Genomic DNA, 20,781 nt, shown 5'->3' with positions numbered 1-20,781 from the left:
CCATGCGGGAGGCCTTCCTCCGGGTCTGGGAGAACCCCTACGTCCGGGTTCTGGTTTACCTCTTCCTCTTCTATCTGGCCTACCGCCTCCTGGTCCGGGCCTGGCCGGCCCTCTCCGTGCTCCTCGCCGCCTTCGCCTTCGCCTACCTCACCCACCCCCTGGTGCGCTTTTTTGAGGCCAGGCGCCTTCCCCGCGTCCTGGGGGTGGTCTTGGTCTACCTGGGCCTGGGCCTTTTCCTGGGCCTGGCCTCCTTCCTCACCGCCCAGACGGTGGTGGAGCTCACCCGGCTGGCCCAGGAGCTTCCCCGGCTCCTGGAGCCCCTCCTGGCCTGGCTTGCGGGCTTGCCCGATCGGGTGCGGTCCGTGCCCGTGCCCCGGGGCCTCGAGCCCATCCTGGCCGAGGCCACCCGCAACCTCCAGGGGCTTTTGCAAAGCTTTCTGGAAACCTTGGTTCGCTGGCTACAGGGGCTTTTCGCCCAAGGGGGAAACCTTCTGGGCTTCTTCGCCTCCTTGGTGGGCGGGCTCTTCCAGCTCCTCACCGCCCTCACCCTTTCCCTCTACTTCCTCTACGACCTGCCCCGCCTGGGCCGGGCGGCCTTGAGGGTGTTCCCCGAGCCCTACCAGCCCCTGGTGGGAGAGCTTGCGGCCAAGCTGGACCGGAGCGTGGGCGGGTACGTGCGGGGCCAGCTCCTGGTGGCCTTCTTCGTGGGGATGATCGTGGGGGTGGGGCTTTGGCTGGTGGGGGTGCCCCTGGCGGCGAGCCTGGGGTTTTTGGCGGGGGTCTTCAACCTCATCCCCTTCGTGGGGGTGATCGTCTCCGGGGTGCCCGCCCTGCTTTTGGCGGCCACAGGGGGGTGGCTTAAAGCCCTCCTCGCCCTCCTGGTGCTTTGGCTGGCCAACCAGCTGGAGGGCAACCTCCTGGGCCCCCTCATCGTGGGCCGGGCCACCCGGCTCCACCCCATCACCGCCATCGCCGCCCTCCTGGTGGGGGCGAGCCTCTTCGGCCTATGGGGCGCCCTCCTGGGGGTGCCCACAGCCGCCTTCCTCAAGGTGCTCCTGGAGGACTATTACCGGAAGAGCCGCTTTTACCAGGAGGGCTGACCACTCCATGGGGGCCCCGGCAAAGGCCTCGGGGGGCCTCCCGGGGCCAAAAGAAAACAGGAAGGAGGAAACTTCCGCGACCAAGTACCCCGCCGCGGCGGGGTACTTAGGGAAGCCGCTCCTCCTCTGTGGCCAGCTCCTCCGGCTCCAGCTGCCTGGGCAGGAGGAGGTTCAGCACCACCCCCGCCAGGGCGGCCAGGGCCATGCCGCTTACCTTGAGGGGCACCTCCGCCCCCGCCACCTGAATGGTCCCCAGGTTGGCCACCGCCCCGCCCAGGCCCAGGACCAGGATGGCCGAGACCACGATGAGGTTGCGGCTATGGGTGAAGTCAATCTCCGCCTCCGCCAGGGTGCGGATGCCGATGGAGGCGATCATCCCGAAGAGGAGCATGGAGATCCCGCCCAGAACCCCCTGGGGCAGGGTCTGAAGGAGGGCGGCGAGCTTGGGCGAAAAGGAAAGCAGGATGGCGAAGACCGCGGCCACGCGCAGGACCAGGGGGTCGTAGACCCGGGTCACCGCCAGGACGCCGGTGTTCTCCGAGTAGGTGGTGTTGGCCGGGCCGCCCAAAAGCCCGGCGAGGCTCGTGGCCAGTCCGTCCCCGAGGAGGGTGCGGTGAAGGCCGGGCTTGACGAAAAAGTCCTTCCCCACCACCCGGCCGTTGGTGAGGATGTCCCCGATGTGCTCCATCACCGTGACGAAGGCCACGGGGGCGATGAGGAAAACCGCCCCCCACTCCAGGGTGGCCAGGGTGAAGGCGGGAAGGCCCACCCACGGAGCCTCCGCCAAGGGCCTCAGGTCCACCCGCCCCAGGAGGAGGGCCAGGAGGTAGCCCGCCCCTACCCCGAGGAGCACGGGGATCATCTGGAAAAGCCCCCGGAAGAAGACGGCGCTCACCACAGCGCTCAGGAAGGTGAAGGTGGCGAGGAGCCAGTCCTTGCCCGCCATCTCCACCGCCACGGGGGCCAGGGTGAGGCCGATGACCACGATCACGGGGCCCGTGACCACGGGGGGGAAGACCTGGCGCACCCGTTCGGAGCCGATGAGGAGGACGAGGAGGGCGAAGAGGACGTAGACGAGCCCCGCGGCCGCGATGCCGCCCCCGATGGCGCTCAAAGAGAAGCCCGCCTCCTTGGCCGCCAGGATGGGGGCGATGAAGGCGAAGCTGGAGCCCAGGAAGACGGGGACCATCCGCCCCGTGACCAGGTGGAAGACCAGGGTGCCTGCCCCGGCGGTGAAGAGGGCCACCGCCGGGTTGAGCCCGGTGAGGAGGGGGACCAAGACGGTGGCCCCGAACATGGCCACCGTGTGCTGGAGGCCCAGGATAAGATGCCTTGGCGTCATACCGGGAGCATTCTACCCGTGGCCCCCGGCGGCCAGGGCCTCGCGGAACCAGGGGGGCACCTCCTTGCCGAAGCGCCTCCTGGCGAACTCTCGGGCGAAGTCCCCGTAGCGCCCCTCGCGGATGGCCTGCCGGGCGGCCTCGGTGAGGCGGTGGAGGTGGCGCAGGTTGTGGAGGGAGAGGAGGATCCCCCCGAGCATCTCCCCGGCGCGCACCAGGTGGGCCAGGTAGGCGCGGCTAAAGGTCCGGCAGGTGTAGCAGTCGCACCCCTCCTCCAGGGGGCGCTTGTCCTCGAGGAAGCGGGCGTTTTTCAGGTTGAGCCGCCCCTCCAGGACCAGGGCGCTACCGAAGCGGCCCGTGCGGGTGGGGTAGACGCAGTCAAAGAGGTCCACCCCAAGCCCCATGGCCGCCACCAGGTCCTCGGGGTGGCCCACCCCCATGAGGTAGCGGGGGCGGTCCTCGGGGAGGAGGCGGGTGGAGAGCTCCACCATGGCGAACATGGCCTCCTTGGGTTCCCCCACGGCCAGGCCCCCGATGGCGTAGCCCGGGAGGTCAAACCGGAGGGTCTCCAAGGTGGAGAGCCTCCTGAGCTGGGGGTCCGTCCCCCCCTGGGCGATGCCGAAGAGGGCCTGGTCGGGCCGGGTCTTGGCCTTGAGGCTCCGCTCCAGCCAGCGGAGGGTGCGCTCCAGGGAGGCCTCGAGGTACTCCCGGGGGGAGGGGTAGGGGGGGCACTCGTCAAAGGCCATGATGAGGTCGGCCCCCAAAGCCTCCTGCACCGCGATGCTCCTTTCCGGGGTGAGCTTGATGAGGCGCCCGTCCAGGTGGCTTTGGAAGACCACCCCCTCCTCGTCAATGCGGCGCAGGTGCCCGAGGCTCATCACCTGGAAGCCCCCGGAGTCCGTGAGCCAGGGGCCTTTCCACCCCGCGAAGCCGTGAAGCCCCCCGAGGGCCCTCACCCTTTCGGGACCCGGGCGGAGGAGGAGGTGGTAGGTGTTGGCGAGGAGGACCTGGCTTCCGATGGCCTTCAGGTCCTTGGGCATGAGGCCCTTTACCGAGCCGGCCGTGCCCACGGGCATGAAGAGGGGGGTCTCCACCGCCCCGTGGGGGGTGAAAAGCCTTCCCACCCGGGCCCTGCCCGCGCGGGCCTCCACCTGGAAGCGGAAGGGGTCCATCAGGCCTTGGGGGCGAAGCGCGTCTTGACGTAGTCCTCCACGAGCCTAAGGAACTCCTCGGCGATGCCCTCCCCCTTGAGGACGGTGAGGAGCTTGCCGTCGGCGTAGACCGGGGCCTTGGGCTCCTCCCCCGCCCCCGGGAGGGAGATGCCGATGTGGGCGTGCTTGCTCTCCCCGGGGCCGTTCACCACGCAACCCATCACCGCCACCTTCAGTCCTTCCACCCCGGGGTAGCGGGCCTTCCACTCGGGAAGCCTTTCCTTGAGGCGGCGGGAAACCTCCTCGGCGAGCTCCTGGAAGAAGGTGCTGGTGGTGCGGCCGCACCCGGGGCAGCTCGTCACCTCGGGGGCGAAGGTGCGAAGCCCCAGGGCCTGGAGGATCTCCTGGGCCACCTCCACCTCCTTGGTGCGGGGCTCGCCCGGGGCCGGCGTGAGGGAGACCCGGATGGTGTCCCCGATCCCCTCCAGGAGGAGGGGGGCTAGGGCGGCGGCCGAGGCCACGATCCCCTTCACCCCCATCCCCGCCTCGGTGAGGCCCAGGTGGAGGGGGGCTTGGGTGCGGCGGGCGAGCTCCCGGTAGACCCACACCAGGTCGCGCGCCTTGGAGACCTTGGCGGAGAGGACGAGCTTGTCCTCCCTGAGGCCCATCTCCAAGGCGGCCTCGTAGGCGCGCGTCGCGCTTTCCACCAGGGCCTCGAGGACCACCTCGTGGGCGCTTTTGGGCTCAGGGCGCCGGGCGTTTTGGTCCATGAGCTCGGTGAGGAGGGCGGGGTCTAAGCTTCCCCAGTTGGCCCCGATCCTCACGGGCTTCCCCAGGTCCATGGCGATGCGGAGCATCTCGGCGAAGTGCTCGTCCTTGTGCCGCCCCCGGCCCAGGGTGCCCGGGTTGATGCGGAACTTGTCCAGGGCCTCCGCCATGCTGGGGTACTTGCGCAGGAGGAGGTGGCCGTTGAAGTGGAAGTCCCCCACCAGGGGGACCTCCGCCCCCTCATCCAGGAGCCTCCTCCTGATCTCGGCCACGGCCTTCGCCGCCTCCTCGTCGTTCACCGTGAGGCGCACGATCTCGCTTCCCGCCCGATAGAGCTCCAGGACCTGGGCGGCGGTGGCCTCCACGTCCCGGGTGGGGGTGTTGGTCATGGACTGCACGGCGATGGGGTGGGCGCCCCCTATGGGGACGCGGCCCACATAGACCGTGGGGGTAGGTCGCCTCATCCCCTCCATGCTAGCCGAGGCCCGGTGGTGAAAAGGGGGGTGGCCTACCCTTCCAGCTCCATCCCCATGATGTGGTAGCCCGCGTCCACGTAGACCACCTCCCCGGTGATGCCGCTCGCCAGGGGGGAGAGGAGGAAGAGGCCCAGGTTGCCCACCTCCTCCTGGGTCACGTTGCGCCTGAGGGGGGCGGTCTGGGCCACCCGGTCGTACATCTTGGTGAAGCCGGGGATGCTCCTCGCCGCCACGGTGCGCACCGGCCCCGCGGAGATGGCGTTCACCCGCACGCCCTTGGGCCCAAGCTCATAGGCCAGGTAGCGGACGCTGGCCTCGAGGGCCGCCTTGGCGATGGCCATGACGTTGTACTTGGGCACCACCTTCTCGCTGGCGTAGTAGGTGAGGGTGACGATCCCTCCCCCTTCCCTAAGGAGGGGCTCCGCCCTTTGGGCCACGGCCACCAGGGAGTAGGCGGAGACCTCGAGGGCCAAGAGCCAGTCCTGGCGCCGCGTGTCAATGTACCTCCCCTCCATGGCCTCCCTGGGGGCGAAGGCGATGGCGTGGACCAGGTAGTCCAACCCCCCGAAGGCTTCCTTCACCCCGGCGAAGAGGGCGTCCAGCTCCTCGTCTTGGGTCACGTCCGCCCGGAAGAGGAGGGCGCCCCCCAGGGCCTCGGCGAGCTTTTCCGCCTCGGGGCGGAGCCTTTCCGCCTGGTAGCTTAGGGCCACCTCCGCCCCCGCCCGCCTGAGCTTCTCGGCGATGGCGAAGCCCAGGCTCCGCTGGTTGGTGACCCCCATGACCAGGGCCTTTTTGCCCGAAAGGTCCACGGTGAGCATGGGGGGATTATACCGAAGGCGAAGGGCCCATCGCGACGAACCTCCAAAGCCCAGGGCCAGGCTGAGGCGGGCCACGGGCCCCGGCTTTTGGCCTCGCTCGCGTATCGGCGGAGGCCTTCTCGGCCGGTTTATATTGAGGTATGGTCCGGTTGGAAGACTACGGCACCTGGGACGAGGCCCTAAAGCGGCTCGAGGCGAGCCGCGAGGCCCTCCTCGCCCTGCTTCGGGAGGCGGACCCCGCCTGGCTTTCCACCCCCTTAAGGGAAGGGGCCTGGACCCCCCTCATGGTGGCGGAGCACGTCGCCTTGGTGGAGGACTCCACCGCCCGGGTCTTAAGGCGCCTCCGCCGGGTGGCGGCCGGGGAGAACCTTCCCCCTGTTCCCGTAAAGCCCGGGGAGTTCAAGGACGGCAAGCCCCAGGCCCCGGAAGGGGTTAGGCCCAAGGGAGGTCTTTCCCTGGAGGAGGTCCTGGCCCTTCTGGGCAGGGCCCGGGCCTTCCTCCTCGAGGAGGCGGCCCAGGCGGGCCCCCAAAACCCCGCCACCTTCCCCCACCCCTTCTTCGGGGAGCTTAACCCTTTGGGCTGGCTTAGGGCCGCCGCCTACCACGAGGCCCACCATTTAACGGCTCTTCAGGAGGCCCTCTCTTCCCGGTAGCGGGTGTACCAGGCGTTTAGGGTAGCGGGGGATACCCCGCGGATGGCCGCGGTCTTGCCGTCCCACTCCAGCACCACCCCGGCGGTGGGGCTTCCCACCAGCTCGGCGATCTTCTGGGCGGCCTTTGGGTCCTGCCGGGCGTTCACGAACTCAAAGGGGATGCCCTTTTGCGCCAGGAACATCTTCACGATCTCGCAGGGTCCGCATCCGGGGATGCCGTAAAGCCGCACCATACCCTCCCAGGGTAGCAAAAGGGTAGGGGCTTGCCCAACCCCTTGGGGTTGCGCCTCCTGTGGGCCCTCGAGGGCAGGCCTTTTCCCGGACACGGGGGCGGTGCGCTAAGCTCTAATCCATGCGCCTCGCCGAACGCCACCCCGAGGTGGACCTGGAAAGGCTCCTTCAGGGCTTCGCCCCGCCTCCCCGCTTTAAGGGAGCCACCTTCCAGACCTACCGTCCCGACCCCCGCTACCCCTCCCAGGCCCTGGCCAAGGAAAGGCTCCGACGATGGGTGCACGACCGTCCCCAGGGCTTCTTGCGGAAGAGGATGCTCGGGCCCCAGGGGATCTATCTGGACGGGGGCTTCGGGGTGGGGAAGACCCACCTTCTGGTGGCGGCCTACTGGGAGGCTCCGGGCCCCAAGGCCTTCCTCACCTTTGAGGAGCTCACCTACGCCCTGGGCCTCCTGGGCCTGAAGGAGGGGGCCAGGCGCTTTTCCGGGCTTCGCTACCTCTTCCTGGACGAGTTCGAGCTGGACGACCCGGGGAACGCCCAGATGGCGACCCACTTCCTGGCCCTCACCATGGAGCGGGGCCTGCGGGTGGCCACCACCTCCAACACCCCCCCGGGGGCCCTGGGGGAGGGGCGGTTCAACGCCGAGCAGTTTCGCCACCAGATCCAGGGTCTGGCCCGTCGCTTCGCCGTGGAGCGCATAGAGGGGGAGGACTTCCGCCACCGCCACCCCGGCCGCTTCCCCAGGCCCCTCACCCACCAGGCCCTTCTAGAGGCCTATCGCCGGGACTTAAGGAGAAAGAGCCTAGACGCCTTCCCCGAGCTCCTCGCCCACCTCCGCACCCTCCACCCCATCCGCTACCGCCACCTCTTAGACGGCCTGGAGGTGGTCTACCTTAGGGGCCTCGAGCCCATCCTTGACCAGAACGATGCCCTGCGCTTCGTCCACTTCGTGGACCAGCTCTATAACCTCGGCCTCGGCTTGGTGGCCTCGGGGGAGCCCTTGGAGCGCCTCTTCCCCGAGGACTACCGCCACGGGGCCTTCGCCAAGAAGTACGGCCGGGCCCTTTCCCGCCTGGCCGAGCTTTTGGGGTAGCATGGGGGCATGGACCTGGCGGAAAGGCTTTCGGAGCTGGCCCAGGCCCTCTCCCAGGCGAGCGCCGCGGTGGGGATCCTGGAGGCCATAGAAGAGGTTCTGGACGAGTACAAGGACGGCGAGCTCACCCTCAAGGAGGCCATGGAGGAGATCCAGGGGCTCGTGGAGGAGTTCCAGGCGGTGCGGGCCCTCTCGGAGATGACCCCGGAGGAGCTCATGGCCCTGGCCGAAGAGGAGGACGAGGAGGGCCTCAGGTCTTGAAGGTGGTGGCCGTGGTTTTGGACTCGGTGGGCCTGGGCTACCTGCCGGACGCTCCCCGTTTCGGCGACGAGGGGGCGGACACCCTGGACCACACCGTGCTCAAAACGGGGGTCGCCCTGCCCCAACTGGCCGCCCTGGGCCTGGGGTGGGTGCAGGGGGTCCACACCCTGCCCCGCGTAAGGCCCCAGGGGGCCTTTGGCCGCATGAAGGAGGTGAACCCCGGGAAGGACACCACCACCGGGCACTGGGAGTTCGTGGGGGTCTTTCTGGAAAGGCCCTTCCGGACCTACCCCGAAGGCTTTCCGGAGGAGCTTCTCAAGGCCTGGACCCAGGCCATCGGGGTCGGGGGATGGCTTCTGAACAAGCCCTACTCCGGTACCGAGGCCATCCGGGACTACGGGGAGGCCCACCTCAAGACGGGCTTCCCCATCGTCTACACCTCCGCCGACAGCGTCTTCCAGGTGGCGGCCCACGTGGGCGTGGTGCCCCCGGAGGAGCTTTACCGCTTTTGCCAGGTGGCCCGGGAGATGCTCCGCGGCGAGCACCAGGTGGCCCGGGTCATCGCCCGGCCCTTCGCCGGGGAGCCGGGGGGGTTTTACCGGCTGGAGCACCTCCGGAAGGACTTCGCCTTGGAGCCCCCCAGGAATGTCCTGGACGTCCTTAAAGAGGGGGGCCTCGAGGTGGTGGGGGTGGGCAAGATCCCCGACATCTACGCGGGTCGGGGCTTTACCCGAAAGGTGAAGACCAAGAGCAACCAAGACGGCCTGGAAAAGACCCTGGCCCTTTTAGGGGAGGACTTCCAGGGCCTCGTCTTCGTCAACCTCGTGGACTTTGACAGCCGGTACGGCCACCGCCGCGACCCCGAGGGGTACGGGAGGGCCCTTTTAGAGCTGGACGCCTTCCTTCCCAGGTTGCTCGCCGCCTTGGGGCCTAAGGACCACCTCTTTTTGGTCTCCGACCACGGCAACGACCCCACCTTCTTCGGCACGGACCACACCCGGGAGTACGGGATGCTCCTCTGGGTGGGGCCGGGGGTGGAGGGGGAGTTGGGCACCCGGGAGACCTTCGCCGACCTAGGGGCCACCTGGGCGAAGCTCTTTGGCCTATCCTGGGACGGCCCCGGAACAAGCCTCCTCTAGGCCATGCCCTTCACCTGGCGCGACCTTCTGGACATCCTCCTGGTGGCGGTCCTCTTTTACTACCTCTACCGCCTCATGGCCGGCACCCGGGCCTTGAACCTGGTGCGGGGGGTTTTGGTCTACCTCCTGGTCTGGTTCACGGCCAGCGTGCTGGGCCTTTCCGCCCTGTCTTGGCTTCTCGGCAACGCCGCCACCCTGGGGGCCTTCGCCCTCATCGTGGTCTTCCAGCCGGAACTCCGGGGGCTTTTGGAGCGCCTGGGCCGGACCCAGGGGCCCAGGGCGCCTTCCTTGGCCCTGGAGGAGCTCCTTTTAGGCCTTTCCCGCCTGGCCGAGCGGCGCTACGGAGCCCTTTTGGCCCTGGAAAGGCGCACCCCCCTGGGGGAGTACGCCGCCACCGGGGAGGTGCTGGACGCCCGGCTTTCCGCCCGGCTCCTCGTCACCCTCTTCCACCCCGGCACTCCCCTCCACGACGGCGGGGCCATCCTGCGGGGAGGGCGGCTTTTCGCCGCAGGCTGCGTCTTTCCCCTTTCCGAGGCCCACTTGGGCCTTGGCACCCGCCACCGGGCGGCCCTGGGGCTTTCCGAGGCTTCCGACGCCCTGGTCATCGTGGTGAGCGAGGAGACGGGGGCCATAAGGGTGGCGGAGGGGGGAAGGCTTTCCCCGCCCCTTTCCCTCGAGGCCCTGCGGGAGCGGCTCAAGGGGGTGGCCCATGCGTGACTGGCCCGCCTGGCTCCTCTCCCTGCTTGCGGCCTTGGCCGTCTGGTACTCCCTGCGGGAAAGGGCCCCCGTGGTGGAGCGGGCCCTGAGCGCGCCCCTGCAGGTGGTGGGCCTGGGGCAGGGGGTGGCGGAGGGGGTGCCCAGGGAGGTCTTCCTCAGGGTCCGGGGGCCCGCGCCCTTAGTGGAGGGGCGGAACCTACCCATCTCCGCCTACCTGGACCTTTCCGGGGTGGAGGGGCCCTTCTCCCGGGAGGTGCGGGTGTCCGTGCCCCAGGGGGTGGAGGTGCTGGAGGTGCGCCCGGCCCGGGTGGAGGGGAGGGTGGAGGCCCTCCTCACCCGCACCCTACCCGTGGAGGTCTACGCCCCGGGGGTTTTCGTGCGCACCGAGCCCGACCGGGTGCAGGCTAAGGGCCCCAGGAGCCAGGTGGAGGTGGCGGTGAGCGCCTTGGGGATGGACCTGGGCACGGGGGAGGTGGCCCTCACCGCCTTCGGACCGGAAGGCCCCCTCCCTGGGGTGGAGGTTTCCCCCTCGAGGGTCAAGGTGGTGGCCCGGGAGGAGGCCCTTTTCCGCAAGGAGGTGGCCCTGGTGCTGAAGCCTCCCCCGGGCCTCAAGGTCCTGGACTACACCCCTAAGACCCTGGAGGTGGTGGGACCCAAGGAGGCCTTGGAGGGGCTGGAGGCGGTGGAGGCCAGGCCCCAAGGGGGCTTCCGCCCCGGGGAGGTGACCGGCCCCTGGGCCCTGGACCTCCCCCCAGGGGTGCGCCCCCTGGGCCAGGTTCTGGGAAGGGCGCGGTTTGCGCTAGAATGAACAGGATGATCTACCCCATCCGCCTCTACGGGGACCCGGTGCTTCGCCGAAAGGCCCGCCCGGTGCAGGACTTTTCCGGGCTGAAAAAGCTCGCCGAGGACATGCTGGAAACCATGTTTGAGGCCCGGGGGGTGGGCCTCGCCGCCCCCCAGATCGGCCTTTCCCAGCGGCTTTTCGTGGCCGTGGAGTACGCCGACGAGCCCGAGGAGGAGGAAAAACCCCTGCGCGACCTGGTGCGCCGGGTTTTTGTGGTAGCGAACCCCGTTATCACCCACCGGGAGGGGCTTTTGGAGGGCACCGAGGGGTGCCTTTCCCTGCCCGGCCTTTACTCCGAGGAAGTGCCCCGGGCCGAGCGCATCCGGGTGAGCTACCAGGACGAGGAGGGAACCCCAAGAACCCTGGAGCTGGAGGGCTACCTGGCCCGGGTCTTCCAGCATGAGATCGACCACCTGGACGGGATCCTTTTCTTTGAACGCTTGCCCAAGCCCAAGCGGGAAGCCTTCCTGGAGGAAAACCGCTCGGAGCTCGCCCGCTTTCAAAGGGAAGCCCGCGCCCTTTTAAAGGAGCTTTCCCAAGGATGAGGGTGGCCTTCTTCGGCACGCCCCTTTGGGCGGTGCCCGTCCTGGACGCCTTGAGCCGCCACCACCAGGTGGTCTTGGTGGTGACCCAGCCCGACAAGCCCCAGGGGAGGGGCCTGAAGCCCGCCCCAAGCCCCGTGGCCCGGTACGCCGAGGCCCACGGCCTTCCCTTGCTCAAGCCCAACAGGCTCAAGGGAAACCGGGAGTTCCTGGAGGCCTTCAAGCGGGCCGCCCCCGAGGTGGCCGTCACCGCCGCCTACGGTAAGATCCTGCCCAAAGAGGTGCTGGAGGTTCCCCCCTACGGCTTCCTCAACCTCCACCCCTCCCTCCTCCCCAAGTACCGCGGGCCCGCCCCCGTGCAGTGGGCCCTCATCCGCGGGGAGAAAGAGACAGGGGTGTCCATCATGAAGACGGAGGAGGGCTTGGACACCGGTCCCCTTTACGCCCTTTGGCGCACGGAAATCCTTCCCGAGGAGGACGCGGTGGCCCTCTCCGAAAGGCTCCGGGACAAGGGCATAGAACTCCTCCTAAAGGTGCTGGCGGAGCTTCCCCGCCTCACCCCTACCCCCCAGGAGGGGGAGGCCAGCTACGCCCCCCTCCTCGCCAAGGAGGAGGGGAGGGTGCGCTTCGGGGAGAGCGCGGAGGCCATTTATAACCGCCACCGGGGGGTGCAGCCCTGGCCCGGGAGCTACTTCTTTCACGGGGGCAAGAGGGTGAAGGTTCGAAGGATGCGCCCCGAGCCCGGACAAGGAACCCCCGGGGTGGTGCAGGCCGTGGACCGGGAGGGGGTCCTGGTGGGTACCGGGGAGGGGCTCATCCGCCTCCTGGAGGTCCAGCCCGAGGGAAAGCGCCCCATGCCCGCCGCGGACTGGGCCCGGGGGTACGGGGTGGGTCCGGGAACCCGCTTGGAGTAGCCCCCGCATCCCGGCCAAGGTTACCGGGGCCCCCACGCTGGCGCAAGCCAGCATGGGGTGGTATTAGAACTCCTCGTCCCACTCCACGATGGTTTCGCTGGTGAGGGTGGTGGCGGGCCTTCCCTCCACCCCGGTGGCGGTTACCTCGGCCCCCCGCTCCTTGAGGAGGCCGAACTGGGCGGCGATGCCCCGGAGCCCCGCCCCGGCCAGGGCCACCACCACGAACACCGTGAAGCCCCAGGCCAGGTAGGGCACCAGCCCCTGCCCGATGGACAGGTTGCTCAGGACGGCGAGCAAGGGAAGGTTGCCGTAGTCGGCCATGAGGGAGCCGAAGTAGGAGAGGCCTTCCGCCAGGATGGGCAGAAAGAGAAAGAGGAAGGCCAGGCCCAAGAGGTTCCAGTAAACGTTGCGCCCGCCAAAGGTGAGACGGATGAGGTAGAGGGGGAAGAAGGCCAACGCCGAGGCCAGAAGGAAGAAAACCGCCCGAGGGATGCCCGCCGTCTGGACCAGGGCCAGCTTCAGATCCAGCCAGGGGTTGGCCCTGGGGCCTTGGCTGAAGCGTTGGCGGAGCTCGTCCAGGGCTTCGTAAAGGGTCAGGGCGTCCAGGGTGCGTAGGCCCGTGGCGCTGGAAAGGTGGATAAGCCCCTGAGAAACCTTCTCCGTCAAGGCGGGGTCCGCTTGGGAAAAGACGGGTTCTACCCCAGCGCGGAACTTCCACAGGGCCCGGTCCAGGTGGTACCGTCCCCGGTTGGCGTCCCCCTGGCCCAGGGCGGTCACCGCCAAGCCGACCTCGTTCTGGACCTCTTGGAGCGCTTCCAGTAGCTCAAAGTTGTACTGGTACCCCAAGGCGTAAGCCTGGGCCCTCACCGCCCGGGCGGTGGCGGGGTCCATCCAGGGGGGTACGTAGAAGGTCTCCACCGGGGTCTCCCCGGTTCCGGGGGTGGCCGGGGTAGCCGCCTGAGGGGCAGGGGGCTTCGGGGTGGAGGCGGCGGGGGGTGGAGACGGGGAAGCGGGGGTGCTCCTTGGGGCGGGGGCGGTTTCCCCTTGCCCTGCCAAGGCCTTTTGCCAAGCGGCCGCCTTCTTCTGCAGTTCCTGGACCTCGCCCCGGAAGGCTTCGCCCCCCGAGACCTTGGCCAGGGCTTGGACGAAGTCCTGGGCCCTTAGGGTGCTCTGGGGGCTGTCCTGGACCACCAGGTAGCGGGCGTAGGCCCGGGCCAGGGCCAGGTAGGCCTGGGGGCGGGAGGAGGCGGAAAGGGCCCGGGCCAGGTCCTGGGCCATAAGCTCCAGGTAGCGGACCTCGAGGCGCCTCCGGGCCTCCTCGGGGGGCAACCCCGCCACCTCCTCCCCCACCTTCGGGCCGAGCCCCGTGGCCCGGACCAGGCGGGCGAGATAGGCGGCCTTCTCTGCAGGGGGAGCCCGGAAATAGCCGTCGTAGAGGGCCTTGCCCACGAGGTGGCGCACCAGGAGGAGGCGGGCCTCGAGGTCCGCCTGGCTCTTCCGCACCACGGCCTGCCGGGCCTCCTGGAGGTTGCTAAGGGCGGCATCCCGCAGGACCGGGGGCAAATTTTCCCCCTCCCGGCGCAGGAGGCCTTGCGCCTGGTCCAAAGCGGCCAAGGCCTGGTCGGGGTTGCTCCCTCCCACGCGGGCCAAGGTCCCTTCCAGCCGGTCGTAGAGCTCTGGAAGGGGCGCGGCCAGGGCCAAGCCGAGGAACGCCAACCCGAAGAGCCATCCTCTCATCCCTCCACCTCCGCGCTGCTCACCAGCCGCCTAAGCCCGTGCAGAAGGCGGCCCACGTTGGTCTCCTTGCCCGCCAGCACCCCCACGAACCCCCGGTCCAGGGCGCGGAGGGCCACCACCGTGCCCGCCATCACCGCATAAAAGGTTCGGTACCCCTGCCTTTGCAAAAAAAGATGGATCATATCCAGGGAAATGGGTTCTCCGGCGAAGAGGGCTTCCTTTCCCCCTTGGCCCGCCACCACCACCCCCACCACGCCTTCCAGCCGGGCCAGGCGCTGGGCCAGGCGGACCCGGGAGGCGGGGTCCTCGAGGTCCACGGCCTCCAGGAGGGCGGCCTCCTCCTCTTCCTCCTCGGCCTCGAGCTCCGGGGGGGCTAGGGTCTTGAGCTCCCGCACCCAGGCCTTGAGCTCCGGGGGCATCTCCTTGAAGGGCAGAAGCCGTTTGAGCTCGGGCCAGATCACTTCCTCGGCCAGCCTGGCCCACGCCCCGGGGTGGGAGGGCGTCCCTTGGGCCAGGGCCTTCCGCAAAAGGCTTTCTGCGGCCCGGCGGGAAACGTACTGGCTTAGGAGTTGCAAAAGGCTTTCTTCCATAGCCAAGGGGCTTGCCAATCCGCCCCTCAGAGTGTACCATAACCTCTGCCCGAGGGTTCGGGCGCCTTCGCTGGGGTGTCGTCTAACGGCAGGACAGCGGACTCTGGATCCGCCGGTCGTGGTTCGAGTCCACGCACCCCAGCCAATCTTTGGCCCCATCGACTAGCGGTTAGGTCACCGCCCTTTCAAGGCGGCGGCGGGGGTTCGAATCCCCCTGGGGTCACCAAAGCCCTCCGAGCCGCGCGCGGCCCCATCGTCTAGAGGCCTAGGACACGGCCCTCTCAAGGCCGAGACGGGGGTTCGAATCCCCCTGGGGTCACCAGGGCGCCTCGGAGGGCCTTCCTTTTCTTGACAGGGCCTTCCCCTTCCCGCAAACTGGGGAGCGTTGTATACCCCTACTGGGTATGTAGGGGTGTAGCCTGATGGCAGGGAGGTGTCCATGGAGTTCACCCTTACGGGGCTTGCAGGAAGCGGCGCGCAGGAGGAGCTTTACGACGTGGTCATCATCGGCGGGGGTCCCGCCGGGCTTACCGCCGGCATCTACGCGGGCCGGGGCGGCCTCAAGACGGTGATCGTGGAAAAGGGCCTCCCCGGGGGGCAGATCGCCCAGACGGAGGAGGTGGAGAACTACCCGGGCTTTCCCGAGGGCATCTCCGGGCCGGAGCTGGCGGCCCGCATGGTGCAACAGGCGGAGAAGTTCGGCGCCCGCATCGTCATGGACGAGGTCCAAGGGATCGAGAAGACGGAGGAGGGCTTCCTGGTGCGGGGGTTTGAGCGGAGCTATCCCGCCCGGGTGGTCATCGTCGCCACCGGGGCCAACCCCAGGAAACTGGGGGTTCCCGGGGAGGAGAGGTTTTACGGCCGGGGGGTTTCCACCTGCGCCACCTGCGACGCCTTCTTCTACCGGGACAAGGAGGTGGTGGTGGTGGGCGGAGGGGACGCCGCGGTGGAGGAGGGGCTTTACCTCACCAAGTTCGCCAAGCAGGTGACCCTGGTCCACCGCCGGGACGAGCTCCGGGCCAACAAGGTGGCCCAGAACCGCGCCTTCCAGAACCCCAAGATGCGCTTCCTCTTCTCCCACATCGTCACCGAGATCCTGGGGGAGGAGCAGGTGACGGGGGTGCGCCTGAAGAACCTGAAGACGGGGGAGGAGTACGTCTACCCCACCGACGGGGTCTTCGTCTTCATCGGCCACGAGCCCAACACCGCCTTCCTAAGGGGGGTGGTGGAGCTCAGGGCCGATGGCTACGTGGCGGTGCGGGACGAGGTCTTCACCTCGGTCCCCGGCATCTTCGCTGCCGGGGACGTGGCCGACCCCATCTACCGCCAGCTCACCACCAGCGTGGGGGCGGGCACCCGGGCGGCCATGATGGCGGAGAAGTACCTGGCGGAGAAGGAGGCCAAGGAGCCAAGCCCCGGGGCCCTGCCTTCTTGAGGGCCCCCTTGGGGTATGCGGCGGCTTCTCCCCTGGCTCCTCTTCCTTTCCGCCGCCCTCGCCGGCCCCCTCCTCTACCTTCCCCTGGACGACCGCCCCCCCAACTGGGCCCCGTGCGCCTGGGGGTCCGTCCTCTGCCCGCCCCGCGAGGCCTACCGGGGCCCGGAGGGCGCGGACTTGGCGGCCCTCAGGGCCTGGCTCCTTTCCACCCCGGGGGAGGGCTTGGTGGCCAGCCTGGACGCCCTGGCCTATGGGGGGCTACTCCAGAGCCGCCACCTCCCCCTTTCCCCTGAGGACGCCCTGGCCCGCCTCGCCCCATTCCTTTCCTGGCAGGCGCGCCACGGGGGGAGGCTTTACCTCTTCGGGGTGGTGCCCCGCTGGGACGCCACCCGGAGGGAGCGGAACCTGGAGGTCCTGGAGGCCCTGGCCTCCTGGGGGGCCCTTCGGGGAGTGTACCTGGAGGCGGTCTGGGACGATGCCCTAAGGAACTCCCCCGCGCCCCGGGAGGCCCGCGCCCTCCCCTACCCGAGCCGCCCCGGGGCCGACGAGGCGGGCCAGGTCCTCCTCCTCCGGGCCCTAAGGCCCGGGCTTCGGGTGGCGGTGGCCTACGGGGAAGGCCTTTCCCCGGACCGGGTCACCCCCTACGAGGGGGTGCCCTTGGGGAGGACCGTGGCCGGGGTCCTGGGGAGCGGCGGGGCCCAGGAAGTGGGCCTTGAGGAGGGCCCCCACCTGGTCCTCTACCTCCACGGGGGCGGGGACTCCAGGCGGGCGGCCCTGAGGCTTATGGACCTCATGGCCCGCCACCCCGTGGCCCTGGCGGACCTCTCCCGGGTGAACCGGGGAGATGCCGGCCTCATGGCCTACCTGCGGGACCTGGGGCTTTACGAACGGCTGGCCGCCTACGCCTCCTGGGGCACCCCGGCCAACAACCTGGGAAGCGCCCTGGCCCAGGGGGGGCTTTTCCTGGGGAGGGAGGAAGAAAGGCTTATGCGCCTCGCCGAGGCCTACTTCCAGCACTGGTGGGGGGAGGTGGGGAGGCCTTGGGTGAGGGCCCGCTTCCCCGAGCCCTTGCCCGAGGAGGCCCGGGGGGTGGTGGCCCTTTGGCCCCATGCCCTCCTGGAGGGCCGCCTTCTGGACCTCCAGGGGGTCCGCTTTCCCTGGCGGCGCGCCTTTGAGGCGGAGCCCCTTTTGGAGCTCCTTCCCCTCGCACGGGGGCCGACGCCGGTAGAATAAGCCCCTATGGCGCCGGAGGTTTTGGAGCTAAGGCGCCTCGAGGCCCTGGTCCAGGCCTGGCGCCTCCTGGCCCCCCTCACCCAGCGGGAGGCGGTTTACCGGAAGGTGGTGGAGGCGGCCAAGGGGACCACCCGGGCGGTCTCGGTCCTCCTCTACCTCTACCGGCCGGAGGAGGACGCCCTGGAGCTGGTGGCCGCAGCCGGGCTTTCCGCCGATAAGCTGGGCTTCCGCCTTCCCCGGGGCAAGGGGGTGTCCTGGCGGGTCTTGGAGTCGGGGGAGCCCCTCTTTATCCCGGATGTCTCCAAGGACCCTCAGGTGGTCTTCCTTACGGGGAGGGTGCAGCCCGGGGTGTACCTGGGGGTGCCCCTGCGGAGCCCCGAGGGCAAGGTCCTGGGGGTGCTCTCCATGGACACCGCCGGGGGGGTGGGGGAGATCCTCCCCGAGGAGCGCTTCTGGGTTGAGGCCCTGGCGGAGGCGGCGGGGATGGTCCTTTCCCGCATCGCCGCCCTGGAGGAGGCGAGGAGGGAGGCGGAGCGCCATAGGGCCCTTCTGGGGCTTTCCTTGGCCCTCGAGGCCTCCCGCGACCCCCTGGCCATGGCCCAGGAAGCCCTGGAGACCCTCCTCCGCCTCACCCCCTACCACGGGGGCGCCTTTTACCTCTTCCAGGAGGGGGTGGTGCGCCCGGCGGTGATGGCGGGCCGCTACCCGGAGGGCTTTCCCCGGCTCTACGAGGCCCACCCCATCCGCTTCGGCCAGGGGCTTTTGGGCCACCCCTCCCTCTGGGAGAAACCGGTGTACGTGGAGGACTACGCCGCCTTCCCCGGGGCCCTGAAGCCCTTTGCCGAAAGCGGCCTGCGCTCGGCCCTCCTGGTGGCCCTGAAGCCGGAGGGGAGGCGCTACGGGGTTTTGGCCCTGGGCTCTTTTGGGGAGCGGGTGCCCCACCGGGAGGAGGACGAGGCCCTCCTGAAGCTGGTGGCCAGGAGGCTGGAGGAAGCCCTGGAGCGCCTCTTTCAGCTGAATACCCTTCGCCTCACCCGGGAAGCGGCCCTGAAGGCCCTTTCCCGGGTGCTGGAGCACCGCGACCTGGAAACCCAGGGGCACACCGAGCGGGTGGCGGAACTCGCCGTGCGCCTGGGGCGGGAGCTGGGCTTTCCCGACCTCGAGGGCCTGCGCCTGGGGGCCTACTTCCACGACCTGGGGAAGCTGGCCCTCCCCGACGAGGTGCTCAAGAAGCCCGCCGCCCTCACCACCGGGGAGTGGCGGCTGGTCAAGACCCACCCCGAGGTGGGCTTTGAAATCCTTCGGGACCTGCCCTTCCTTCCCCAGACGGCCCTCAACGTGGTCCTCTACCACCACGAGCGCTGGGATGGCTCGGGCTACCCTAAAGGGCTCAAGGGGGAGGAGATCCCCCTCGAGGCCCGCATCTTCGCCGTGGTGGACGTGTGGGACGCCCTGGTCTCCGAGCGCCCCTACAAGCCGGCCTGGCCCCCAGGAAGGGCCAGGGAGGAGCTCCGGGCCCAGGCGGGCCGGACCCTGGACCCGAAGGTGGTGGAGGCCTTCCTGGGGCTGGACCGCGTCACTCCACGGTGACGCTCTTGGCCAGGTTGCGGGGCTGGTCCACGTCCCGCCCCAGGAGGACGGCGATCTCGTAGGCCAGAAGCTGCAGGGGCACCACGCTCACGATGGGGGCGAGGAGGGGGTGGACCTGGGGGACGTAGATCACGTCCTGGGCGAGCTTCCTTATCTCCTCGTCCCCCTCGGTGGCGATGGCGATGACCTTCCCTCCCCGGGCCCGCACCTCCTGGATGTTGGAAAGGGTCTTCTCGTAGAGGGGACCTTGGGTGGCCAGGACCACCACTGGCAGGCGCTCGTCGATGAGGGCGATGGGCCCGTGCTTCATCTCCCCGGCGGGGTAGGCCTCGGCGTGGATGTAGCTGATCTCCTTGAGCTTTAGGGCCCCCTCGTAGGCGGTGGGGGTCTGGACGTGCCGCCCCAGGAAGAGGAAGTCCTGGGCCTGGTGGTACTTCTCCGCTAGGTGGGCCACCAGAGGCCTCCTTTCCAGGACCTCCTCCACCAGGCGGGGAAGCTTGCGCATCTCGTGGACCAGCCCCCTCGCCTCCCCCTTTTCCAGGGTGCCCCGGGCCCGGCCGAAGCGCACCGCCAGCAGGGCCATGGCCGCCAGCATGGCGGTGTAGGCCTTGGTGGAGGCCACCCCGATCTCCGGCCCGGCGTGGATGTAGAGCACCTCCTCCACCTCCCGGGTGAGGGTGCTCCCCTTGGCGTTGATGACCCCTAGGGAGCGGGCTCCCCTGCGCTTGGCCTCCCGAAGCCCTTCCAGGGTGTCGATGGTCTCCCCCGACTGGCTGATGGCGAGGGCCAGGGTCTTCCTATCCACCACGGGGTCGCGGTAGCGGTACTCGCTGGCCACGTCCCACTCGGTGGGGATTCGGGCCAGGGCCTCCAGGAGGTACTTCCCGTAAAGCCCGGCGTAGCTCGCCGTGCCGCAGGCGATCACGTGGACCCGGTCCACCTCCTTGGGGTCCAGGGCGAGGCCCAGCTCCACGTCCCCCTCCTCCTCCCGCAGGCGGCCCCCCAGGGTGTTCTCCAGGACCCAGGGCTGCTCGTAGATCTCCTTGAGCATGTAGTGGGGGAAGCCCCCCTTCTCGGCGGCCTCGAGGGTCCAGTCCACCTCCACCGCCTCCCTCTGGACCGGCCTGCCCTCCAGGTCGGTGATCTCCACCCCCTCCCGGGTGAGGCGCACCACGTCCCCGTCGTGGAGGAAGATGACCCTCCGGGTGTAGGGCAGAAGGGCGGGGACGTCCGAGGCCAGGAAGTTCTCCCCCTCCCCCAGGCCCACCACCAGGGGGCTCACGGTGCGGGCGGCCACGATCTCCTCGTGGTCCTCGTGGACCACCACCACGGCGTAGGCCCCCCGCACCTCCCCCAGGGCCTCCCTCAGGGCCTGGAAGAGGTCCCCCCGGTACTTCTCCTCCACCAGGTGGGCCAGGACCTCGCTGTCCGTCTCCGAGGCGAAGCGGTGCCCCCTGGCCTGTAGGGCCTCCTTGAGTTCCAGGTAGTTCTCGATGATGCCGTTGTGGATCACGGCGATCTTCCCGTCCTCCGTGGTGTGGGGATGGGCGTTGGGGTCCGTGGGGGCCCCGTGGGTGGCCCAGCGGGTGTGGCCCACGCCCAAGGGACCTTCCAGGCCCGTCCCTTTAAGGGCCTCCTCCAGGGCGGAAAGCTTCCCCGAGCGCTTCACCACCCTTAGCCCTTCCGGGGTGCGCACCGCCACCCCAGCCGAGTCGTACCCCCGGTACTCCAGCCTCCTCAGGCCGTCCAAAAGGACGTCCGTGGCGTTCCGAAAGCCGATGTAGCCTACGATTCCGCACATGTTTGCCCCTTAAGGCGGGCCCACTTTGGGCCCGTCCAGAAACCCTCCTAGCGCCCTGCCCCTCGGTTGTCCCTCCTTAGGGCTTTCCCTTGGGGCTTTTCTCAGGCGGGCGGGGCGGGCACACCCCGGGCGGCATCCGCGGATTCCTCGACCTTTCCCGGCCCCAGCCGGTTATCCCTATAAGGGTCCGCCACCTCGTCAGGCCCAAAGGCCCCCTGCGCTTCCCGCCTTCCTGGACCGGCTTCTCTTTTCGCCCTCTCACCCCCCGCCGGAGTATAGCAAACCTAAAGGCGGGAGGGCTTGACACCCCAGGCATGAGGCCTTTATGATAGCCCCGGATGCAAGGGG

Annotated in this window: 20 protein-coding genes and 3 tRNA genes; 15 read left to right on the top strand and 8 right to left on the bottom strand. The window is 69.2% G+C overall.

Features of this window, described 5'->3' with window-relative positions; translation table 11 throughout:
- Window positions 1-2: 2 nt before the first annotated feature.
- A complete protein-coding gene (locus ACY5J6_RS11970; RefSeq protein ID WP_462845355.1) occupies window positions 3-1,100 on the top strand; it encodes an AI-2E family transporter in 1,098 nt (365 codons plus the stop codon).
- A 106-nt stretch (window positions 1,101-1,206) separates the two neighbouring features.
- Here the strand turns inward: ACY5J6_RS11970 and ACY5J6_RS11965 are convergent, their stop codons facing one another.
- The 4 genes from ACY5J6_RS11965 to ACY5J6_RS11950 are packed head-to-tail and all read right to left on the bottom strand — an operon-like array spanning window position 1,207 to window position 5,653.
- Entirely contained in the window at window positions 1,207-2,442 is a 1,236-nt protein-coding gene (locus ACY5J6_RS11965; protein ID WP_462845354.1) for a uracil-xanthine permease family protein, read from the bottom strand.
- Between the two features lie 12 nt (window positions 2,443-2,454).
- Window positions 2,455-3,612: a tRNA guanosine(34) transglycosylase Tgt gene (gene tgt / locus ACY5J6_RS11960; RefSeq protein ID WP_462845353.1), complete on the bottom strand. Its 1,158-nt coding sequence runs from the start codon at window positions 3,610-3,612 to the stop codon at window positions 2,455-2,457.
- Window positions 3,612-4,832, bottom strand: a complete 1,221-nt coding sequence (gene ispG / locus ACY5J6_RS11955; RefSeq protein WP_462845352.1) for a flavodoxin-dependent (E)-4-hydroxy-3-methylbut-2-enyl-diphosphate synthase — start codon at window positions 4,830-4,832, stop codon at window positions 3,612-3,614. The genes tgt and ispG overlap by 1 nt, the downstream gene beginning before the upstream one ends.
- Before the next feature lie 35 nt (window positions 4,833-4,867).
- Window positions 4,868-5,653: an enoyl-ACP reductase FabI gene (locus ACY5J6_RS11950; protein ID WP_462845351.1), complete on the bottom strand. Its 786-nt coding sequence runs from the start codon at window positions 5,651-5,653 to the stop codon at window positions 4,868-4,870.
- Window positions 5,654-5,793: 140 nt separating this feature from the next.
- Between ACY5J6_RS11950 and ACY5J6_RS11945 the strand changes: the two genes are divergently transcribed.
- The gene (locus tag ACY5J6_RS11945) at window positions 5,794-6,306 is read left to right on the top strand and encodes a DinB family protein (RefSeq protein WP_462845350.1); all 513 of its coding nucleotides are present in this window, start codon (window positions 5,794-5,796) and stop codon (window positions 6,304-6,306) included.
- Here the strand turns inward: ACY5J6_RS11945 and ACY5J6_RS11940 are convergent.
- Window positions 6,282-6,539 (bottom strand): glutaredoxin family protein, encoded by a 258-nt coding sequence (locus ACY5J6_RS11940; protein ID WP_462845349.1) that lies wholly within the window; start codon window positions 6,537-6,539, stop codon window positions 6,282-6,284. The genes ACY5J6_RS11945 and ACY5J6_RS11940 overlap by 25 nt on opposite strands.
- A gap of 119 nt (window positions 6,540-6,658) precedes the next feature.
- Between ACY5J6_RS11940 and zapE the strand changes: the two genes are divergently transcribed.
- The 7 genes from zapE to fmt are packed head-to-tail and all read left to right on the top strand — an operon-like array spanning window position 6,659 to window position 12,047.
- Window positions 6,659-7,630, top strand: coding sequence for a cell division protein ZapE (gene zapE, locus ACY5J6_RS11935; protein ID WP_462845348.1), 972 nt, complete (start codon window positions 6,659-6,661; stop codon window positions 7,628-7,630).
- A gap of 9 nt (window positions 7,631-7,639) precedes the next feature.
- Window positions 7,640-7,891 carry a hypothetical protein gene (locus ACY5J6_RS11930; protein WP_054638002.1) on the top strand — a complete coding sequence of 84 codons (252 nt, stop codon included), beginning with the start codon at window positions 7,640-7,642 and terminating at the stop codon, window positions 7,889-7,891.
- Window positions 7,888-9,030 (top strand): phosphopentomutase, encoded by a 1,143-nt coding sequence (locus ACY5J6_RS11925; RefSeq protein WP_462845347.1) that lies wholly within the window; start codon window positions 7,888-7,890, stop codon window positions 9,028-9,030. Before ACY5J6_RS11930 ends, ACY5J6_RS11925 begins: the two co-directional genes overlap by 4 nt.
- 3 nt (window positions 9,031-9,033) lie before the next feature.
- Window positions 9,034-9,747, top strand: coding sequence for a diadenylate cyclase CdaA (gene cdaA, locus ACY5J6_RS11920; protein ID WP_462845346.1), 714 nt, complete (start codon window positions 9,034-9,036; stop codon window positions 9,745-9,747).
- The gene (locus ACY5J6_RS11915) at window positions 9,740-10,555 is read left to right on the top strand and encodes a CdaR family protein (protein WP_462845345.1); all 816 of its coding nucleotides are present in this window, start codon (window positions 9,740-9,742) and stop codon (window positions 10,553-10,555) included. The genes cdaA and ACY5J6_RS11915 overlap by 8 nt, the downstream gene beginning before the upstream one ends.
- Window positions 10,556-10,560: 5 nt before the next feature.
- The gene (def, locus tag ACY5J6_RS11910) at window positions 10,561-11,136 is read left to right on the top strand and encodes a peptide deformylase (RefSeq protein WP_462845344.1); all 576 of its coding nucleotides are present in this window, start codon (window positions 10,561-10,563) and stop codon (window positions 11,134-11,136) included.
- Window positions 11,133-12,047: a methionyl-tRNA formyltransferase gene (gene fmt / locus ACY5J6_RS11905; protein WP_462845343.1), complete on the top strand. Its 915-nt coding sequence runs from the start codon at window positions 11,133-11,135 to the stop codon at window positions 12,045-12,047. Before def ends, fmt begins: the two co-directional genes overlap by 4 nt.
- Window positions 12,048-12,110: 63 nt before the next feature.
- On the opposite strand, the gene ACY5J6_RS11900 is transcribed toward fmt, so the two are convergent.
- Both ACY5J6_RS11900 and ACY5J6_RS11895 read right to left on the bottom strand, forming a co-directional pair.
- Window positions 12,111-13,784 (bottom strand): hypothetical protein, encoded by a 1,674-nt coding sequence (locus tag ACY5J6_RS11900; RefSeq protein ID WP_462845342.1) that lies wholly within the window; start codon window positions 13,782-13,784, stop codon window positions 12,111-12,113.
- Window positions 13,781-14,374 carry a hypothetical protein gene (locus ACY5J6_RS11895; RefSeq protein WP_462845341.1) on the bottom strand — a complete coding sequence of 198 codons (594 nt, stop codon included), beginning with the start codon at window positions 14,372-14,374 and terminating at the stop codon, window positions 13,781-13,783. Before ACY5J6_RS11895 ends, ACY5J6_RS11900 begins: the two co-directional genes overlap by 4 nt.
- 71 nt (window positions 14,375-14,445) lie before the next feature.
- On the opposite strand from ACY5J6_RS11895, the gene ACY5J6_RS11890 reads away from it, so the two are divergent.
- The 6 genes from ACY5J6_RS11890 (at window position 14,446) to ACY5J6_RS11865 (ending at window position 18,632) form a co-directional block, all read left to right on the top strand.
- Window positions 14,446-14,519, top strand: a tRNA-Gln gene (locus ACY5J6_RS11890).
- Between the two features lie 6 nt (window positions 14,520-14,525).
- Window positions 14,526-14,600 (top strand) — tRNA-Glu (locus ACY5J6_RS11885).
- 20 nt (window positions 14,601-14,620) lie between these two features.
- Window positions 14,621-14,696 (top strand) — tRNA-Glu (locus ACY5J6_RS11880).
- 117 nt (window positions 14,697-14,813) lie between these two features.
- Window positions 14,814-15,809 carry a thioredoxin-disulfide reductase gene (gene trxB / locus ACY5J6_RS11875; RefSeq protein ID WP_462845340.1) on the top strand — a complete coding sequence of 332 codons (996 nt, stop codon included), beginning with the start codon at window positions 14,814-14,816 and terminating at the stop codon, window positions 15,807-15,809.
- A gap of 15 nt (window positions 15,810-15,824) precedes the next feature.
- A complete protein-coding gene (locus ACY5J6_RS11870; RefSeq protein ID WP_462845339.1) occupies window positions 15,825-17,042 on the top strand; it encodes a DUF4127 family protein in 1,218 nt (405 codons plus the stop codon).
- A gap of 6 nt (window positions 17,043-17,048) precedes the next feature.
- Window positions 17,049-18,632 (top strand): HD domain-containing phosphohydrolase, encoded by a 1,584-nt coding sequence (locus tag ACY5J6_RS11865; protein ID WP_462845338.1) that lies wholly within the window; start codon window positions 17,049-17,051, stop codon window positions 18,630-18,632.
- Here the strand turns inward: ACY5J6_RS11865 and glmS are convergent.
- Window positions 18,619-20,433 (bottom strand): glutamine--fructose-6-phosphate transaminase (isomerizing), encoded by a 1,815-nt coding sequence (gene glmS, locus ACY5J6_RS11860; RefSeq protein ID WP_462845337.1) that lies wholly within the window; start codon window positions 20,431-20,433, stop codon window positions 18,619-18,621. The genes ACY5J6_RS11865 and glmS overlap by 14 nt on opposite strands.
- Window positions 20,434-20,781: the final 348 nt, after the last annotated feature.

The organism is Thermus sp. H19.2 (assembly GCF_054979525.1).
Note: the sequence above shows the minus strand (reverse complement) of the source record. Positions and strands in the feature narration are given on the sequence as shown.

Bases quoted from the DNA above. Each gene is read 5' to 3' on its own strand.
- ACY5J6_RS11970 (WP_462845355.1), top strand. From the start codon at position 3: ATGCGGGAGGCCTTCCTCCGGGTCTGGGAGAACCCCTACGTCCGGGTT.
- ACY5J6_RS11965 (WP_462845354.1), bottom strand. From the start codon at position 2,442: ATGACGCCAAGGCATCTTATCCTGGGCCTCCAGCACACGGTGGCCATG.
- tgt (WP_462845353.1), bottom strand. From the start codon at position 3,612: ATGGACCCCTTCCGCTTCCAGGTGGAGGCCCGCGCGGGCAGGGCCCGG.
- ispG (WP_462845352.1), bottom strand. From the start codon at position 4,832: ATGGAGGGGATGAGGCGACCTACCCCCACGGTCTATGTGGGCCGCGTC.
- ACY5J6_RS11950 (WP_462845351.1), bottom strand. From the start codon at position 5,653: ATGCTCACCGTGGACCTTTCGGGCAAAAAGGCCCTGGTCATGGGGGTC.
- ACY5J6_RS11945 (WP_462845350.1), top strand. From the start codon at position 5,794: ATGGTCCGGTTGGAAGACTACGGCACCTGGGACGAGGCCCTAAAGCGG.
- ACY5J6_RS11940 (WP_462845349.1), bottom strand. From the start codon at position 6,539: ATGGTGCGGCTTTACGGCATCCCCGGATGCGGACCCTGCGAGATCGTG.
- zapE (WP_462845348.1), top strand. From the start codon at position 6,659: ATGCGCCTCGCCGAACGCCACCCCGAGGTGGACCTGGAAAGGCTCCTT.
- ACY5J6_RS11930 (WP_054638002.1), top strand. From the start codon at position 7,640: ATGGACCTGGCGGAAAGGCTTTCGGAGCTGGCCCAGGCCCTCTCCCAG.
- cdaA (WP_462845346.1), top strand. From the start codon at position 9,034: ATGCCCTTCACCTGGCGCGACCTTCTGGACATCCTCCTGGTGGCGGTC.
- ACY5J6_RS11915 (WP_462845345.1), top strand. From the start codon at position 9,740: ATGCGTGACTGGCCCGCCTGGCTCCTCTCCCTGCTTGCGGCCTTGGCC.
- def (WP_462845344.1), top strand. From the start codon at position 10,561: ATGATCTACCCCATCCGCCTCTACGGGGACCCGGTGCTTCGCCGAAAG.
- fmt (WP_462845343.1), top strand. From the start codon at position 11,133: ATGAGGGTGGCCTTCTTCGGCACGCCCCTTTGGGCGGTGCCCGTCCTG.
- ACY5J6_RS11900 (WP_462845342.1), bottom strand. From the start codon at position 13,784: ATGAGAGGATGGCTCTTCGGGTTGGCGTTCCTCGGCTTGGCCCTGGCC.
- ACY5J6_RS11895 (WP_462845341.1), bottom strand. From the start codon at position 14,374: ATGGAAGAAAGCCTTTTGCAACTCCTAAGCCAGTACGTTTCCCGCCGG.
- trxB (WP_462845340.1), top strand. From the start codon at position 14,814: ATGGAGTTCACCCTTACGGGGCTTGCAGGAAGCGGCGCGCAGGAGGAG.
- ACY5J6_RS11870 (WP_462845339.1), top strand. From the start codon at position 15,825: ATGCGGCGGCTTCTCCCCTGGCTCCTCTTCCTTTCCGCCGCCCTCGCC.
- ACY5J6_RS11865 (WP_462845338.1), top strand. From the start codon at position 17,049: ATGGCGCCGGAGGTTTTGGAGCTAAGGCGCCTCGAGGCCCTGGTCCAG.
- glmS (WP_462845337.1), bottom strand. From the start codon at position 20,433: ATGTGCGGAATCGTAGGCTACATCGGCTTTCGGAACGCCACGGACGTC.